This window comes from Spirosoma luteum DSM 19990 (assembly GCF_000374065.1).
Classification (GTDB): Bacteria; Bacteroidota; Bacteroidia; order Cytophagales; family Spirosomataceae; genus Spirosoma; species Spirosoma luteum.
Genome location: NZ_KB893252.1, coordinates 82,198 through 99,029, shown reverse-complemented (window position 1 = coordinate 99,029; position 16,832 = coordinate 82,198). Strand labels below are relative to the sequence as shown.

The 16,832-nt window shown below is 52.2% G+C and carries 7 protein-coding genes; 4 read left to right on the top strand and 3 right to left on the bottom strand.

Going from position 1 to position 16,832, the window contains the following annotated elements; genetic code table 11:
- The first annotated feature begins 110 nt into the window (after nucleotides 1–110).
- The 3 genes from infB to B156_RS0110620 all read left to right on the top strand — a co-directional run bounded on the left by infB (nucleotide 111) and on the right by B156_RS0110620 (nucleotide 6,418).
- Complete coding sequence (gene infB / locus B156_RS0110630; RefSeq protein WP_026260747.1) at nucleotides 111–3,473, top strand: translation initiation factor IF-2; 3,363 nt, start codon at nucleotides 111–113, stop codon at nucleotides 3,471–3,473.
- Between the two features lie 80 nt (nucleotides 3,474–3,553).
- Complete coding sequence (locus B156_RS0110625; RefSeq protein ID WP_018619682.1) at nucleotides 3,554–4,258, top strand: metallophosphoesterase; 705 nt, start codon at nucleotides 3,554–3,556, stop codon at nucleotides 4,256–4,258.
- A 63-nt stretch (nucleotides 4,259–4,321) separates the two neighbouring features.
- Nucleotides 4,322–6,418 (top strand): BatA domain-containing protein, encoded by a 2,097-nt coding sequence (locus B156_RS0110620; RefSeq protein WP_018619681.1) that lies wholly within the window; start codon nucleotides 4,322–4,324, stop codon nucleotides 6,416–6,418.
- Between the two features lie 78 nt (nucleotides 6,419–6,496).
- Here the strand turns inward: B156_RS0110620 and B156_RS0110615 are convergent, their stop codons facing one another.
- Nucleotides 6,497–7,513, bottom strand: a complete 1,017-nt coding sequence (locus tag B156_RS0110615) for a chemotaxis protein CheB (RefSeq protein WP_018619680.1) — start codon at nucleotides 7,511–7,513, stop codon at nucleotides 6,497–6,499.
- Nucleotides 7,514–7,731: 218 nt separating this feature from the next.
- On the opposite strand from B156_RS0110615, the gene B156_RS0110610 reads away from it, so the two are divergent.
- A complete protein-coding gene (locus B156_RS0110610) occupies nucleotides 7,732–12,426 on the top strand; it encodes a chemotaxis protein CheB (RefSeq protein ID WP_018619679.1) in 4,695 nt (1,564 codons plus the stop codon).
- 20 nt (nucleotides 12,427–12,446) lie between these two features.
- Here B156_RS0110610 and B156_RS0110605 read toward each other — a convergent pair whose 3' ends face one another.
- Both B156_RS0110605 and B156_RS0110600 read right to left on the bottom strand, forming a co-directional pair.
- Nucleotides 12,447–12,902: a response regulator gene (locus B156_RS0110605; RefSeq protein ID WP_018619678.1), complete on the bottom strand. Its 456-nt coding sequence runs from the start codon at nucleotides 12,900–12,902 to the stop codon at nucleotides 12,447–12,449.
- A 305-nt stretch (nucleotides 12,903–13,207) separates the two neighbouring features.
- On the bottom strand, nucleotides 13,208–16,636 hold the full coding sequence (locus B156_RS0110600) for a HEAT repeat domain-containing protein (RefSeq protein ID WP_018619677.1): 3,429 nt from the start codon (nucleotides 16,634–16,636) through the stop codon (nucleotides 13,208–13,210).
- Nucleotides 16,637–16,832: the final 196 nt, after the last annotated feature.

Below are 16,832 nucleotides of genomic sequence, written 5' to 3'. Positions count from 1 at the left end.
TTCAATTTATGTTCTTCACGCTTCATTACTAAAGTGAGGGATTTTTATTGCCCGAACTGGTGTTATTACCACACCAACAACTATTAAATTTGCGGAATATAAACCGAAGTATGGCAGAAGAAAAGTCAATGCGCCTGAGCCAAGTGGCAAAAATTCTCAACCAGGCAGCCGCCCGTGTTGTAGAACGTCTGTCTGCCAAAGGGTTTAAGGTCGATAGTAATCCTAACACCAAGATCAACACAGAACAGTTGGAAGTGTTAGCGAAGGAGTATAAAGCAACGGAACTCCTGAACGGAACTCGCCGGCCCGAACCATCGGTAGCGGTTGCTGAGTCACCGCGCCCTCAGGAGGAGGATGTCGTTTTGTACCGTCGTGATGACGCCGGACGTCCAACTAACGAAAATAAGCCGGAACCCACTCCGGTCCATATACCGAAAGTTGATCCGGTAGACGCTAAACCAGCTCCACAAACCGCCCAGACCGGTTTGCCAGGCTTGACGGTAGTAGGTAAAATCGACTTAAATGCCAAACCTTCTGTTCCTCAGCCTACTGCGCCCCAGGCTAAAATAACGCCCCCGCAGGAAGCTAAACCGGAGCCTAAACCAGAAGTTACCAAGCCACTGGATACCCCAGTTCAGGCAGCCAGCGCACCACAACCGACCCCGGAGGTAGTGCAGCCGGTTATGGTTCAGCCCGAAAAGGAAATACCCAAGCCCGCCCCTGCCGAGCCCGTTGAGGCTAAGGTTACGCCGGTGCCGGTTGTGCCCGTTCAGGCAGACACGCCTACGGTAGCTGTTGCGCCTGTTGTAACTGAAACTCCCAGGGAATCAGTTACGCCTGCCGTAGCCCCGACTCCGGAAGCGGTCGCTTCGCCACCACAGGCTGAACCCGTAAAAGATGCCGGGCAAAAGCCATCCGGCCGTGCAGAGGTTGCTAAACCAGCCAATACTTCCAAGCCCAAAGCTCCGCAACCACAGCCCAAAAAAGTGGAAGCAGAGACCACGGATAACGAAGTGGTTGATGCACCAACCGAAACCATCCGGGCAGCTGGCAGCCATCAATTGGGTGGTCTGAAAATTCTTGGCAAAATAGAATTGCCTGTCAATAATCCCCGTCAGGGTGGAGGCAGCAATGCGGATAAGAAAAAACGCAAGCGTATTCGCGGTGGACGCGAAGGGACTGTAAGTGGTAGTGCCGCTCAGCCCAATCAGCCGGGAGGCCAGCCAGGACAGGCTAACCGTCCGGACCGCCCACCAAGAGAGGGTGATCGTGGGCCGGCTAACCGTGCCCCGGGAGACCGCCCAGCGGGAGATCGGAATCAGCCAGCCGGAAATCGTGCTCCGGGCAATACCCGCGAAGGCGATCGTACTGCAACGCCTGCTAACCGCACTGGTGCGGGTACTGGTACCGGTACCAGTACTCCGGGCAGCGGAACGGCTAACCGGGGTGGACAGACCGGCAATAACGCCGGCAACCGGCCAGGTGGTGGTGGCAATAGAACGGGTGGCGGTCGTGATCGGGGTGGTAACACGGCCAACCGGGGCACAGGCGGCCGTCGTGAAGCACCGACGCAGGCCGATGTTCGGAAAGCAATCCAGCAGACTAATGCCCGAATGCAGGGCAATACGCCTAACCGGGGTGCCGACCGTCGGCGCGACCGTCGGAGCCAGCGGGAAGAGGATCGCCGGTTAATGAACGAACAGGAGGAACTGGAGGCTAAAATCCTGAAAGTTACCGAGTTCGTTTCAGCCAACGACCTGGCTTCGCTGATGGATGTCAACATCAATGAGGTAATTTCGGTCTGTCTCAATCTGGGTATGTTCGTTTCGATCAACCAGCGTCTCGATGCAGAGGCAATAACCGTTATTGCCGATGAATTTGGGTACGATGTTCAGTTTATATCAGCCGAAGATGAAACCGAAGCGGGTATTGACGTTGAGGCAGACGAGCCGGAAGATTTACAACCCCGCGCACCGATTGTAACCATCATGGGTCACGTTGACCACGGTAAAACATCGCTGCTCGACTATATTCGCCGGGCCAAAGTAGCGGCTGGTGAAGCGGGTGGTATCACCCAGCACATTGGTGCCTATAGTGTAAAAACTACGGACAACCGGATGATTACCTTCCTGGATACGCCCGGTCACGAAGCCTTTACGGCTATGCGGGCAAGGGGTGCCAAGGTAACGGACGTCGTTATTATTGTGATTGCGGCTGACGATAGCGTTATGCCCCAGACCCGTGAGGCCATCAATCACGCCCAGGTAGCGGGTGTTCCCATCGTGTTTGCTTTCTCGAAAGTAGACAAGCCAGGTGCCGATACAGAAAAAATACGGAACGAACTGGCCTCTATGAATCTGCTTGTTGAGGAGTGGGGCGGTAAATACCAGGCCCAGGAGATATCCTCCAAGTCGGGTATGGGCGTGGATGAACTGTTGGAAAAGGTACTGCTTGAAGCCGAATTGCTCGAACTGACCGCGAATCCGGACCGCCGTGCCCTGGGTACAGTCATTGAAGCTTCGCTGGATAAAGGTCGTGGTTATGTATCGACCGTACTGGTAGAAAATGGCACCCTGATGCAGGGCGACATTATGCTGGTTGGTGCGCACTACGGTCGCATCCGGGCTATGACGGATGATCGGGGGGAACGCATCAAGGAAGCGGGACCATCAACGCCTGTTCAGATCCTGGGTTTGCCGGGAGCACCGCAGGCGGGTGACAAGTTCAACGTGATGGAAACTGATCGTGAGGCCCGCGAAATTGCCAACAAACGGGAGCAGCTCCTGCGCGAACAAACCCTGCGTACCCGCAAGCATATCACGCTGGAGGAAATTGGTCGCCGGAAGGCTATCGGCACATTTAAAGAGCTGAATGTCATTGTAAAAGGTGACGTAGATGGTTCCGTCGAAGCCCTGTCCGATTCGTTATTACAACTGTCGACGGAAGAAGTTCAGGTGAATATCATTCACAAGGCCGTTGGTCAGATTTCCGAATCGGATGTACTGCTGGCGTCAGCATCGGATGCCGTGATTGTGGGCTTCCAGGTCCGGCCATCATCCAGTGCCCGCCGATTGGCCGATCAGGAGCAAATCGAAATACGCCTTTACTCGATTATTTACGACGCTATCAATGAAGTTCGGGATGCCATGGAAGGCCTGCTTGCTCCTTCGGTAGAAGAAATAATTGTGGGTAATATCGAAGTGCGTGATGTGTTCAAGATCAGCAAAGTTGGTACCGTGGCTGGTTGCTACGTAACGGAAGGTAATATCAAACGAAACAATAAAATCCGGATCATTCGTGACTTTATTGTGGTGCATACGGGTGAAATCAGTGCCTTGAAACGCTTCAAGGAAGATGTGAGCGAAGTGAAGTTCGGCTACGAATGTGGTTTGAGCATCAGGAACTTCAATGATATCGAAGTGGGTGACGTAATCGAAAGCTTCGAACTGAAAGAAGTGAAACGGACCCTGTAAGCTGATTATACTACTAATTTTGTTGCCCCAACCAGAAGTGGTTGGGGCTTTTTTTGTATCTTACTGAACAGAAAATGTGTATGAATATCCTTACTATCAGCGATCTCCACGGTAGGACCGTTTGGCGGGAAGCCGACCTGACACTATACGACAAGGTTATTTTTCTTGGCGATTACACCGATAGCTACGTCGTAGACGATGAGACGATATATACCAATCTGTACGACATTATTCAACTGAAACGGAAGAGTCCGAAAAAGTTTGTGCTGCTGATTGGTAACCATGATGCGCAGTACCTGCACTTCCCTCACTATAGCTGTTCGGGATTCAGGTCGTGGGCGCAACCATCGTTGAGTAATCTGTTTGCCAAATATGATAGCCTGTTTCAGGTGGCTTACCAGCAGGGAGCGTATGTGTTCACCCACGCGGGCATTACCAACCAGTGGCTCAAGCATGCGCAGCTAAAGACCGGTATGGACGCGACTGTGGTACAGCCCGACTATGACCTGGCCGGATTTTTGAACGCTATGCACCGGCAACCACTCCAGATAAGAAATCTGCTGTTCGAAGTAGGACCCAAACGGGGTGGTTATGATGCCCACAGCGGACCCGTTTGGGCCGACCGGTCCGAAACTAAAAAAGATTACCTGACGGGGTTTGAGCAGATTGTCGGGCATACACCCGTCGATGATTTTACCACGGTTCGGGGTAAATCCGGTTCAATAACCTACACCGATGTACTACAAACGAAAACAGCATTTTACGAAATCACAATCCCTGACTAACTTCGGCACGAAAGGCCTGTGCGGGGTCGTTATTAAAGAAAGTCTGTTGCTGAAACTTCCTGAATGAATTTCCTGTATCCTTCCTTCCTGTTTGGCCTGATGGCCGTTTCGGTTCCGATTGCCATTCACCTGTTTAATTTCCGGCGAACACGGCGGGTGTTTTTCACCAATGTGGCCCTGCTCCGCAACGTTCAGACCGAGACCAAGTCATTTCGACGGTTGAAACACTGGCTTATTCTGGCGTGCCGCTGCCTTTTTCTGGCCTGTCTGGTACTGGCTTTTGCCCAACCCTTTATTCCCAGCAAGAATAAACTGGGGTTATCCCGGCAGGCTGTTACGAGTTTATACGTCGATAACTCGTACAGTATGCAGAATGAGCGCAATGCAAAACGCTACCTGGATATTGCCATCAGCAAACTGGATGAACTGCTGACCTTGTTTCGCAACGCGGCATCGCTTCAACTACTGACCAATGATTTTTCGGCGGCTGAGCAACAGGCTGGCACCGCCGAGCTGGTTCGTGACCGGGTGGCATCTATCCGGTTTGCCCATACGCCCCGCACGCTCGAAACGGTTTACCGACGGCAGCGTAACCTGCTCAGTTCGCTGAATCCGGCCGGCCGCAACCAACTGTTCTGGTTCTCCGATTTTCAGAAAAGTACCGCTGGTGATCTGTCCCGGCTGAAAATCGACACGACCGATCAACTCTATATCGTTCCTCTGGATGCCCAGTCTACCAAAAATATTTATGTCGATTCGGTCTGGCTCAGTACCCCCTTCATCCGGGAAATGCAGAATAACAGCCTGAATGTGAAACTGACCAATGCCGGGAAGGAAGCCGTCAAAAATTTGCCAATCCGGTTGTATCTGGATGATGCGCAAACATCAACGGCTTCGGCCGTACTGGCTCCGGGTGGTTCGGCGACGGTTTCGCTGAACTTCAATGTTGTTTCGAAAGGCTACCACCGGGGGCGGATTGTCTTTGAAGACTTTCCCATCACGTTCGATAATCAGTATTTCTTCGTTATCGAAGCCTCTCCGGCCGTCCGGATCGTGCATTTGTACGAACAGAAAGCCAGCCCGTCCAACGGTGCCCAGGGGTATATTGAGGCTGTTTATTCAAACGACAGCCTGTTTGTCCGGCGCAGTTTTAATGCCCAAAACTTCGATGTTGGTCAGTTGAAAGAAACGGACCTGGTGGTGCTGGAAGGCGTTACCGGGGTAAGCGGTACCCTCCGTACGGAGTTGGAAAACTTTGTGCGGCAGGGGGGCAGTCTGGCTATCATTCCGCCTGCTATTCCTGATGCCGGTTCGTACGGCCCTTTCCTGCGTACACTGGGCGTAGGAAGCATTCAGATTACGGCTACACCGGGTAGCATACCAAGCCCCGTACCTGTAGCTGAACCCGATAAGAGAAATCCATTTTTCCGGGACGTATTTCAGCAGGGTTACCAGTCAGAACCACTGAATATGCCGACCGAATCGCCCGTTTGGCGGTGGAGTGCGGGTACGCGTTTGCTGACGCTGCGGGATGGCAGTCCATTGCTGACCCGGTCCAGCGTGGGCGGGAAGTCGGCGGGAAGCGTTTATATGGTGGCCAGTCCGTTATCAACGACGTACGGTAACCTGGCCGAACATGCCCTGTTTGTACCCGTCATGTACAAGATGGCGGCTGCCAGCGTTCGGGCGCAGCAAACAGCCTACTCGTTTGATGATAACCTGATTACGATTCCGGTGAGTAATCCGTCCGAACGGTCGGTGTATAAGTTGAAGCGGGATAAACTGGAAATTATTCCGGTACAGCGCGTAGTGGGTAACCAGCTACTGCTCGAAATGCCAAAAAGTAACGAACTGGCGGTGGGGCAGGAAATTGAAGCGGGCTACTACTCCCTGCAGAATAGTGCAGGCAAAACGGAACAGTTACTGGCTTTCAACCACGGCAATCAGGAATCGTCCATGGAGTATTATTCGGCCGATGAACTACGCCGAATATTTGCCAACCAGCCCGGCGTTGAGGTATTTGACAGTATTCAGGATGGCGATTTTGTGCAGGTACTGGAAGAGCAGAATTTAGGGAAAAGCCTCTGGAAGTATTTTCTGCTGGCCGCCCTGGCCTTTTTGCTCGTAGAAGTTGGCCTGGTGCGGTTTATGAAAAGCTAAGTACAGTCAATAAATTGTAAGTTATAAGTGGCTGACGCGGGGTATTGCTTTCGCGTCAGCCACTTATAACTTAATAACTTACAGATGACTGTTTTCGCTCAAGTGCTCCTGCCTGAAAACAAACGAATGGGCCTGCCGCGCCCGCTCCTGCGTTTCGCGGGATTTCTGGGCAAATTGGTCGGCCGCTACCTTGTTGCCGCCTTCTTCAAAATGCCTGCTCGACTGATCCAGTAGAATAACCGTTTCTTCCAGCGCACGGATACCTTTCCAGAACGATTCTTCTACCACCTTGGTCGTTTCGGCCAATAGAGAACTGGCCGTATAGGCATGACCGGTATGGCACCGGTAGCGAATGAGCTTGCCTTCCTTGATGTTGACAAGTACACCATTACACTCCGGGCAGGTAAGGGGCGTTAGTTCACCCATGTCTAAAATACCCATGTCAAATGCGTTGTCCTGTGCGGCAATATTCACCTCAACTTCTAGTCGCTTCAACTCTTCCTGAACCAGTTTTGGTTTGTCGGGGACCAACTCCGTAATCAAATCGCTTAACAGCATAGCCATGTTAGCCACCGGAACAACAAAATCTACCGCTACGTATTCCATTACGTGATTAGGCATACTGGCATACATAGCCTCTTCCGGTTCCTGAACGATGCAGATACCCCCCATCCTCTTTACAGACCACATACCCGATGTGCCATCATCGAGCATACCGGTCAGCACGATTCCAATAACCCGGGGGCCGTAGGTATAGGCTGCCGACCGGAACAAAGCATCGATAGAGGGCCGAAACCGGTTTTCTTTAGGCCCCTTCTTTACAATGACCTGGTCGTATTCAATCAACAGGTGGTGATCGGGCGGGGCAATATAAATATGCCCCGGCTGAATAAGCTCCCCATCTTTGGGATGAACCGCTTTTATTGGCCCCGCGTGACTTAGAATCTCGGGAAGATAACTGGGTGAATGCGGTGATATGTGAACTACCAGAAAAATGGTGGCATCGAAATCAGGTGGGAGCGATGCCACTAATTCTTTCAGTGCATACACACCCCCGGCAGAAGCCCCAATAACGATAATATTTCGTTTTGCCATACTCTTGATTTTAACGCATGCCGTTTACCAGGCAAAGCTATTTCTTTCTCTAGTAAAAAAGTGGGATAAACTAAGAAATTATCAGGCTGCTTTTATTTTTATGGGAAGTTGTATGCTGGCGAATTACATTGTTTCGTACAATTCTCATTAACTAATTCTATCTTCGGAGGCTTTTTTATAGTAATTAATATACGGTTCGTTCGGTAAAGTTTTTTGGCATGGCAAAGGGAAAACGTACGTCTAAACAGGCTGAAGCAACAGAAAGTCAATCGCCTTTTGTACCTATTGTTGCTGTTGGGGCATCGGCAGGAGGGATGGAATCTATGTTGGAATTACTGGAGAACCTATCGCCCGGTACGAACATGGCGTATGTATTTATTCAGCACCTGGACCCCAATGCCCAAAGCAAGCTTACCCATATTCTGAGCCGGGCTACCGCAATGCCGGTTCGGGAAGCCGAAGACCAGTTACGCATTGAGCCCAATTATGTGTACGTTATTCCGCCCGGTCAGGATATGGAAGTGGTGGATGGGGTGCTGGCACTTTTACCCCGCCAGGCAGACACCCGCCATATGCCCATCGACCAGTTTTTTATCTCGCTGGCCAATCACCAGAAGGAAGCGGCCATTGCCATCATCCTGTCGGGGATGGCCAATGACGGAACCCTGGGGTTCCGGGCCATCAAACAGGCGGGTGGCGTTACATTTGCCCAGAACGATAGCGCCCGGTTTCAGAGCATGCCTAAATCCGCCATTGCCGAGGGCGTAGTTGACTGGGTACTGTCGCCTGCCGAAATTGCCCGGGAGCTGGAACGGATAAGCCGTAAGCCCGAATTTTTTCAACAAACAGAACTGACTGAAAACAACGAAGAAACCGCAGCGGATGAGGATATAAACGTAATTATTCAACTGGTCAGAAAGGCGGTTGGCGTTGATTTCAGTAACTACAAAATCACCACCATCCGCCGTCGTATTATCCGCCGGATGTTGCTCTTCAAACTGGAAACCCTAAAAGAATACATCCTGTACATCCGGCAGCATCCGGAAGAAATGCCGCAACTGTACAGTGACCTGCTCATTAACGTCACGACGTTTTTCCGCGATCAGGATACTATGGCGTACCTGAGCCGGGTGCTGTTTCCCCGGATTATCAAGGAAAAAGCTCCGCACGAACCTATCCGCATTTGGGTACCTGCCTGCTCTACCGGGCAGGAAGCGTATTCGCTGGCTATGTTGCTGATTGAGGCACTGGGCGATAAGGCTACCAGCGTTACCATCCAGATTTTTGCGACCGACCTCAGCGAAATGGCTGTAGCTAAAGCCCGGCAGGGAAGCTACACCAAGGGGGAGGTGATGGACGTATCGACCCAGCGGCTACAGCGTTTTTTTACCAAAACAGACGAACACTACCGCATTAACCGGTCTGTACGTGATCTATGCGTATTTGCCCCGCATAATATCCTGAAAGACCCACCCTTTTCCCGACTCGACCTGGTCAGTTGCAGGAACCTGCTGATCTATCTGGGCAGCGTATACCAGCGCAAAGCCATTGCCATGTTTCACTACGGGCTTAACCCCAGTGGCTATCTGGTGCTGGGAAAATCGGAAACGGTTGGTAGCCTGACGGCACTTTTTGCTCAGATTGAAAAAAATTATAAAGTATATGTGCGTAAAAACGATGTTATTAACCGGGCAACCTTTGAGATGAGTCCCCGTTCCGGCTTCGACCGGTTGAGACTGGATGGTGCGGGCTCAGATGAGAACAAGGCCAGAGTTGGCTCATCTACGTATAGCAGGCAACGTAACGCTGTCCTTAAAACTGATTTTCCGGTGGGTGATTTAGAGAAAATAGTCGATGAACTGTTGCTTCGTCAGTACGTGCCAGCCAGCGTAGTGGTCAATAACGACCTGGACATTCTGCGCTTTCGTGGGTCGACCAGTATGTTTCTGGAGCCTTCGCCCGGTAAAGCCAGTCTGAACCTGTTGAAAATGGCCCGGCCCGCGCTGGTCTTTGAGTTGCGGAATGCCGTTCATAAAGCCCGCCAATCGGCCCGGCCCGTTCGTAAGTCCGGCCTGGAAGTGAAAATTAATGGGATAGCCCATCAGGTAGCTATCGAGGTGGTGCCCCTGAATATAGATACGGAAGATCCGCTATACCTGGTGCTTTTTGAGGAAGTGGAGGCTATAGTGCCTTTTGAGGCCGATTTGACAGAAAAGCGGAATCTGCGCATAAAGCAACTGGAAGCAGAACTGGCTACCCTGCGCGAAGACATGCGCTCCATTGTGGAGGAACAGGAAGCCAATAATGAGGAACTACAGTCGGCCAATGAGGAAATAATCAGCAGCAATGAAGAACTGCAGAGCATCAACGAAGAGCTCGAAACAAGCAAGGAAGAAATTGAATCGACCAACGAAGAACTGCTGACCATCAATCAGGAATTGCAGGTACGCAACGACCAGATCTCGGAAGCCAACGAGTTTTCGGAAATTATTTTTGCTACCATCCGCGAAGCCACCCTGGTGCTCGATGGAGACCTGCGGATAAAGAGTGCCAACAAAACGTTCTATTCGCTATTTCGGGTGGACGAAGAACAAACGGAAGGGCGGCTTATTTACGAAATAGGGAACAGACAGTGGGACATTCCCAAGCTAAGGCTGTTGCTGGCCGATGTGATACGGCGAAATATTCAGGTCAATGCCTTTGAGATAACCCATAACTTCGACGATATTGGCGAAAAAGTGCTGTTGGTTAACGCCCGCCGGGTTGTAAGGCAGGAAGAAGCTATTCTGCTGGCTTTTGAAGATATTACCGAGCACCGACGGGCACAGCGCCTACTGGCCGAACGCGAAGCCTGGCTGCACGACCTGGTCGATAATGCCCCGGTGCTCATCTGGGTATCGAATGCCGAAGGAAAGTACACCTTCTTTAACCGGGCCTGGCTCAATTATACGGGGCATTCGCTGGAGGAAACCATCGCTCAGGGCTGGATGGAAGCCATTCATCCGGACGACCGTCAGGCCTTTGTCACTACGTTTACGAGTGCCCTGGCAAAACGGCTGCCCTTTCAACTGGAGTTACGGTTAAAACGACAGCAGAGTGTGCTACAGACCGAAGCATTCCCGCCCGATGAATACCACTGGATGCTGATGAACGCCAGTCCTACATTTTTGGCGGCCGACCGCAGGCTGAACAGCCAATCTGCGGAAAGTGGCTTATTTGCTAAGCCGGCGGGCGCATCGAACGGTGTCTTTAGCGGGTATATCGGTACGTGCGCTGAAATTTATAGTCAGAAAACCCTGATTCAGGCCCTGGACCTGCGTGCTCAGCAGCGGATACAAAAAGTATTCGAAATCAATGCCATGGTCGTACACGCCCAGCAGGTACTGGCGCAGACACAGGCTAACGATGGCGGGCGTGAAAAGGCGCAGAACAACCTGCTACAGAACGAAAACGACCTCAAGCTGTTTGTCGATACCACCTCCGACGTGATTACCCGCTGGTCGCCCGACCTCCGGTTGTTGTACGCCAACCCGGCCTTCGAGAAAAAAGCGGGTACACCCGTTAAGGAGTTGCTGGGGAAAACCAATCAGGAAATGGGGCAGCCCGCCGAGATTGCCCTGCCCTACATGAACAAGCTACAACAGGTTCTTGACACGGGCCTGTTGCAAAGCCACTATAATTCGTTTCCAACGCCGGATGGCATTGCGTATTACTACTCCCGACTGGTACCCGAACTGAACATGGATGGTTCGGTAAAAAGTGTGCTTGCCATTGCCCAGGACATCGGCAGTTTGCAGCTGGTGGAAGAAATACAACAGACAGCCATCAACCTGCAGGCGGTGCTGGACAGTTCATCGGCCGCCATCGGACTGCTACAGGCCGTTCGCAACGAAAAGTATGAGCTTGTCGATTTTGAACTGACGGTATGCAACCAGCGATTTGCCACTTTTGTTCGGCAGCCCATTGAACAGATGCCGGGTTTATCCCTGAAACACATGGCCGAAGCCTTGTGGCAGGATGTTACGTTCGATAACCTGGAAAAAGTGATGCTTAGCGGCCAGCGAATGTATATTGAAAAGCAGGTACAGCGCGAAGGCCATGACCAGTGGATCGGCATGTCCATTACCAAACATGATGACGGTGTCGTGTTGTCGGGAATGGATATTACGGCCTTCAAAAAGGCGGAACAGGATAAGGAAAGCTGGCTAATGGAACTGGAGCAATCGAACCAGTCGGTTGAAGCACTGAAGCAGATACGGCAGCAGGTGCAGGGACGTGGCGAGTTTTTACGCTCTACCACACACGACCTGCGGGGTAATCTGGGTATCATTCAGGGAGCGGTTTCTATGCTGGATATGGCGGATACCAACGAGGAGCGAAACCAGATGATGGCCATGCTCCAGCGAAATATACGGCAGGCCACCCAGATGCTAACCGAACTGCTGGACTATTCCCGGATGGAGGCTGGGCAGGAGGAACGCAATATAAGTTCGGTCAATATCAATGAACTGTTAGCGGCATTGGTCGACAGTGCCCAACCGCTGGCGGTGGAGCGTAATTTACGGCTGAACTTCGAAAGTCCTGCAACCCTAGTTGTAGCCGGTGATGCTGTCAAGATTAGTCGAATTGCCCAGAATCTGCTGCTCAATGCCCTTAAATACACCAATGAAGGCGGAGTAACGGTGAGCTGGGGTGAGTTAGATGCTGATCATTGGCAATTTACCTTTGCTGATACGGGACCGGGATTGTCGTGGCCGGTACCAAAGAAGGGAGCAGATGCGCAGGGCGAAGGAATCGGCTTATTTATTGTCAGACAGTTATGCGAATTTCTTGGCGGCTGGATATCGGTCGACAGTGAACCCGAGAAGGGTACTCGGTTTCAGGTAGTATTACCCCGAAACTATTCCGATTAGCCAACCAGAAACTGTGAACGCTACCCACATTTTGGCAAAGTCACGGCATCCCACCAGTAATGTCGGAACGAGCCAATGCATTCGAGCCATTTCTGGTAATGGGTAGGCTTCACAATGTATGAGTTGATACGAAGGGAGTACGATTCTTCGATGTCCTCTCTATCAGTGGACTGGCTGAGCATAATAACCGGAATGTCGCGATACAGGCGATTGTTTTTAATCGTCTCCAGCACATGCCAGCCCTCTTGCCGGTTGGGCAGGTACAAATCCAGCAATATCAATTTAGGCAATGAATGCGTTTTCTCGCAGGATTCCAGGTAGACAAGCGCTTCCGATGCTTCCTGCATCCAGATGGCTTCTACTTCCGGAAACTGCTGCTGAAGTGCCCATCGAATGATAAACCACTGATCGGTATTATCCTCAATAACGAGAATTGTATCCTTGCGAACGTTACGGGTAGCCGTTTTATAGCTCATAAACAATAGAGGTAGTAGAGTACGTAAAAATACTTCGTTTTTGTTAAATACAAAATTAATGTAGGCTGTTTTTTTGTTTTGGACACAAAGGACAAAGCCAGGGATAAAACAGTCGGTTTCAGTGGAGATACTGGAGTTGGTTGTTCCCGTTCCTATCCAAAACTGCTCCGTGCAAACTCACAGAACTAACCCGTTTATCATGGCACCGCCTGCTTTGTAAACGGACAGCCGCGTTTACAAAGCAGGTGGTGCCATAAGAGCCGGATTGCCCTCTCCGGCAGGGAGGAATTTCTCAACCAGAGTCGTTACTTATCCTCTTTCAGCGTCGAGAGAAAGCTAACCACATCCCTGATTTCCCGCTTTGTCAGCAGGTACTTCATTTCGGGCATGCTGGATGGCGAATTTGTCCGTTTGGCAATCTGGCTTTTCTGAATGGCCATATCGGGTTGGTCGCCTACCTTCACGTTCACTTCCGTAGCGGTTTCGTTCTGCAAAATACCACTAACCGTTTTTCCGTTTTTGAGCGTCAGGTTCACGGTGCCATAGCCCGGAGCCAGGCGGGCACTGGGGTTAATCAGAGCTTCCAGGAGTTGCTCGCGGGTGAGCCGGCTGGCTACCCCATTCAGACGGGGACCGGCATTACCCCCCAAATCATCGTAGGAGTGGCAGCGGATGCATTGCGCCGTCTGGTGCCGGAAGAAGATACGCCGACCCGAATCCGTCTCACCACCCAGCAAACTGCCCTTGTACGTAGCCGCCAGCGCATCGGGCGATAGTTTGGCCGTTATGGCTTTATAGCGGGCGGTTAACTTGGGTGAGTGTGCGCTTTCGATGGCTTCTTCCAGCTCCAGCTGGAGTTCGGGCGACAGTGTACCCGCCGACATTTTAGCCAGCAACGGATCGAACGCTTTTTGTGAATTGACAATGGGTAATTTGCCCAGTGTAAGCAGGGCCGCCTGCTTCTCTTCCGTTGTGCGATTATTGATTACCTCAGATAACAGGGTCACCATCCGGTCTTTGGGCATGGTGGATTTGGCCAGCAAATCCAGCCCCGCCACCCGAACGCTTTTCTCCGTATCGGCAAGGGCAGTTTCGATGGCTTTACTGACATTTTTATCGTTCATTGACGCCAGGGTCCGCAGTGCCGCTACCCGCACACTGGGTTCCTTATCCGTTTCCAGCCTACTAAACAAGGGCTCGGAGGCACTCGTCAGGTTGAGCTGGGTAATGGCTTTGATGGCACTCAGCCGCAGGGTTTTCTCCGGGTGGGATAGCAATTTGGTGTACAGGTCGGCGGTTTTGGTCTTGAGCAGGGCCGGATCGCGCTCGATAACGCCCCGGTACCGTCCATCCACCCGATCCAGTACGGATGGCTTGGCCCAGGTACTCAATGCTTCCAGGGCTTCGGCCCGCATCGCCAGCGGGCTTCCTTCCTGCTGCGCGTAGTCGATCAGGGTTTGCATGGCTTCGGGCGTACCGACCCGCAGGTTGGCGTTGATGGCGCGTCGGAGCAGAGCTTCGTTGGTGAAGCTTGTCTTTTGCATCACCTTAGCCAGCGCGGGCAGGGCGGCCGGAATAGACAGGTCATCATTGATACCCCGGGCTGCTTCGGTCACAATAAATTCGTCTTTATCGGCCAGAAAAGCCGCGATGCCCGGATCACTCATGCGCCGGAGGGCCACCACTGCCGCAATACGAACCCCCCGCGACGGATGACTGGCCAGCGCCACAACGGGAGCCGCTTTGCCAATACGGGCCAGGGCCAGGCTACCCGCGTGCCGGATGTAGGCATCCTCGTCGTTATTGGCCTCCAGCAGTTGAATAATGGGCTGAATAGCCGGTTCGTACGCAATGCGCCCCAGGGCTTCGGCGGCAAAGAACCGTGCCCGGCTGTTAGTATCGTTCAACAAAGGCATAAGAGCGGCCCCGGCCTCTTTGTAGCGAATATCGCCCAGCCATTTAGCGGCCTGCGCCCGAATTTCGGGGTCGCTGTCCTGTAGTAAAGGCAGTAATAGCTGTGCGTATTGCTTGGCCTGCCTGGCCAGTTGACTAATGCCCCAGATGCCGTGTACCCGAGCCAGTTGATTATCTGTCTGTTTGGTCGATGCCGTAAACACGTCGGCTCCTTTCTGCCCCCGTTTTGCCAGTTCGAACTGTGCTTTCTGCCGAACCCGCATATCCGGGTTCTTCAGCAGCTCACCCAAATCGGTTTCGGAGCGGCTCCCGAACTTCTCGGCCAGCAATGTTTTGGTGCGCTGCCGGTCGGCCCAGGCTGCTCCTGCTTTATCGTCCATTTTCCAGATGCGTCCGTAGTCTTTGGCATCCCAGCCGTTTATCCAGTCGGCTATATAGAGGGCACCGTCGGGACCAAAGTCAATACCGGTTGCCAGTACATTGCTCAGAATCTTTTTTTGTTCGCCGAGTTCAAATGAAGCGCCCTTTGGCTTCAGTTTGAACGCATGAATGCCCGATTTGGCGGGGTTTCCCACAAATTCGGCGATGAAAAAGGTGTTTTTGTAGGCCGGGCTCAGGGCCGTTCCGGGGTTGTAGCGCATACCCGACGGGCCACTCACGAAGTTGGCAATGGTCGGGGTGATGTAAGCCGCCTGCCCCTCAAAGCGCGGCTTGTACATCTGCTCATCCATCCATACTTTGTAGGTATTGTTATTCGGGTCGCGGTATTTGCCATACTGCCAGTTGCTGCGCCAGCCCGTATCGGAGCCGTTGGTAATGTACACCAGCCGCTCTTTTTCGCCCGGATGGTCGCCGTCATTATCCTCGCTGATAAGGTTGCCGTACTCGTCAAAAACGAACTCGTGGGTGTTTCTGACGCCGTGGGCAAATACTTCAAAATCGCTGCCATCGGGGTTCGACCGCACCACAACACCACTGTTCGGATGTTCCCACTTTTGCCCGTCCGGGCCTTTTCCGCTAAAACCAATATCGCCAATCTGCCAGTAGATTTTACCATCCGGCCCCATCTCGATACCCGACATACCGTGCCCGCCAAAGCCGACGTGAATACCGTAGCCGTGCGAAATGGACGTTTTCGTTTCAGCAATACCGTCGCCATCTTTATCCTGCATCCGCCATAAATCGGGGGCTACCGCCACGTACAGGTCGTTGCCGTTGGTCATGACCCCCCCGGCCACGTCGGTCACCTCATCATGAAAATCATCAACCACCAGCTGCGACATGTCGGCAACGCCATCGCCGGAGGTATCTTCAATGCGGTAGACGTTTTCTTTTTCGACGGTCATATCCCTCCAGTCGTGGGAGCCATCCCCGTTCAGGTCTTTGAGCCACTCGTTTTTCTTACTGTTTTCGGGAGACAGTACCCGGTGCAGGAATGCCCGTTTGTCCTCGATGCTTTGCAGGTGATTCGATTCAATTTCCCAATCCTGATGACCCCGGATGTCGAACTCCGAATTTTTCTGCCGGTTTGTTCGGGTATAATAAAGCCGCCCGCTATCGTCGATGTCGATGGCAATGGGGTCGGCCACCAGCGAATCCACGCCCCACACATTCAGAGTTAGGCCGTCGGCCAGTTCGGGCGTTACCGTAGCCTCAATTTCTTTGGCCAGTTGCGCGGCTTTTTCGGGAGCCATGCGCTTGATGCGCCGGTCGATAGGGTCTTTTGCTGTTTGATAGCCGACTAAAAAAAGTAGGGGGCCCAGGGCGAAAAGCCAGATGACTTTCTTGTTTTTCAGTAAACGCAGGTTTCTTTTTTTCATCTTGAATGAACGTTAACGGGTACTATTGCCAGCGAACGGAGTTGGCCCTATCGCTATATAATGGATGATTAAAGCTGATTGTCTGTTTTCAAAGGAAAAAAAAACGGGATGCTACTTGAACAGGGGAATGATCATTTACAGGAATTGGCACTACGGACAGGATTGATGCAGGATGTGTATGTCGCCGTTAGTTACA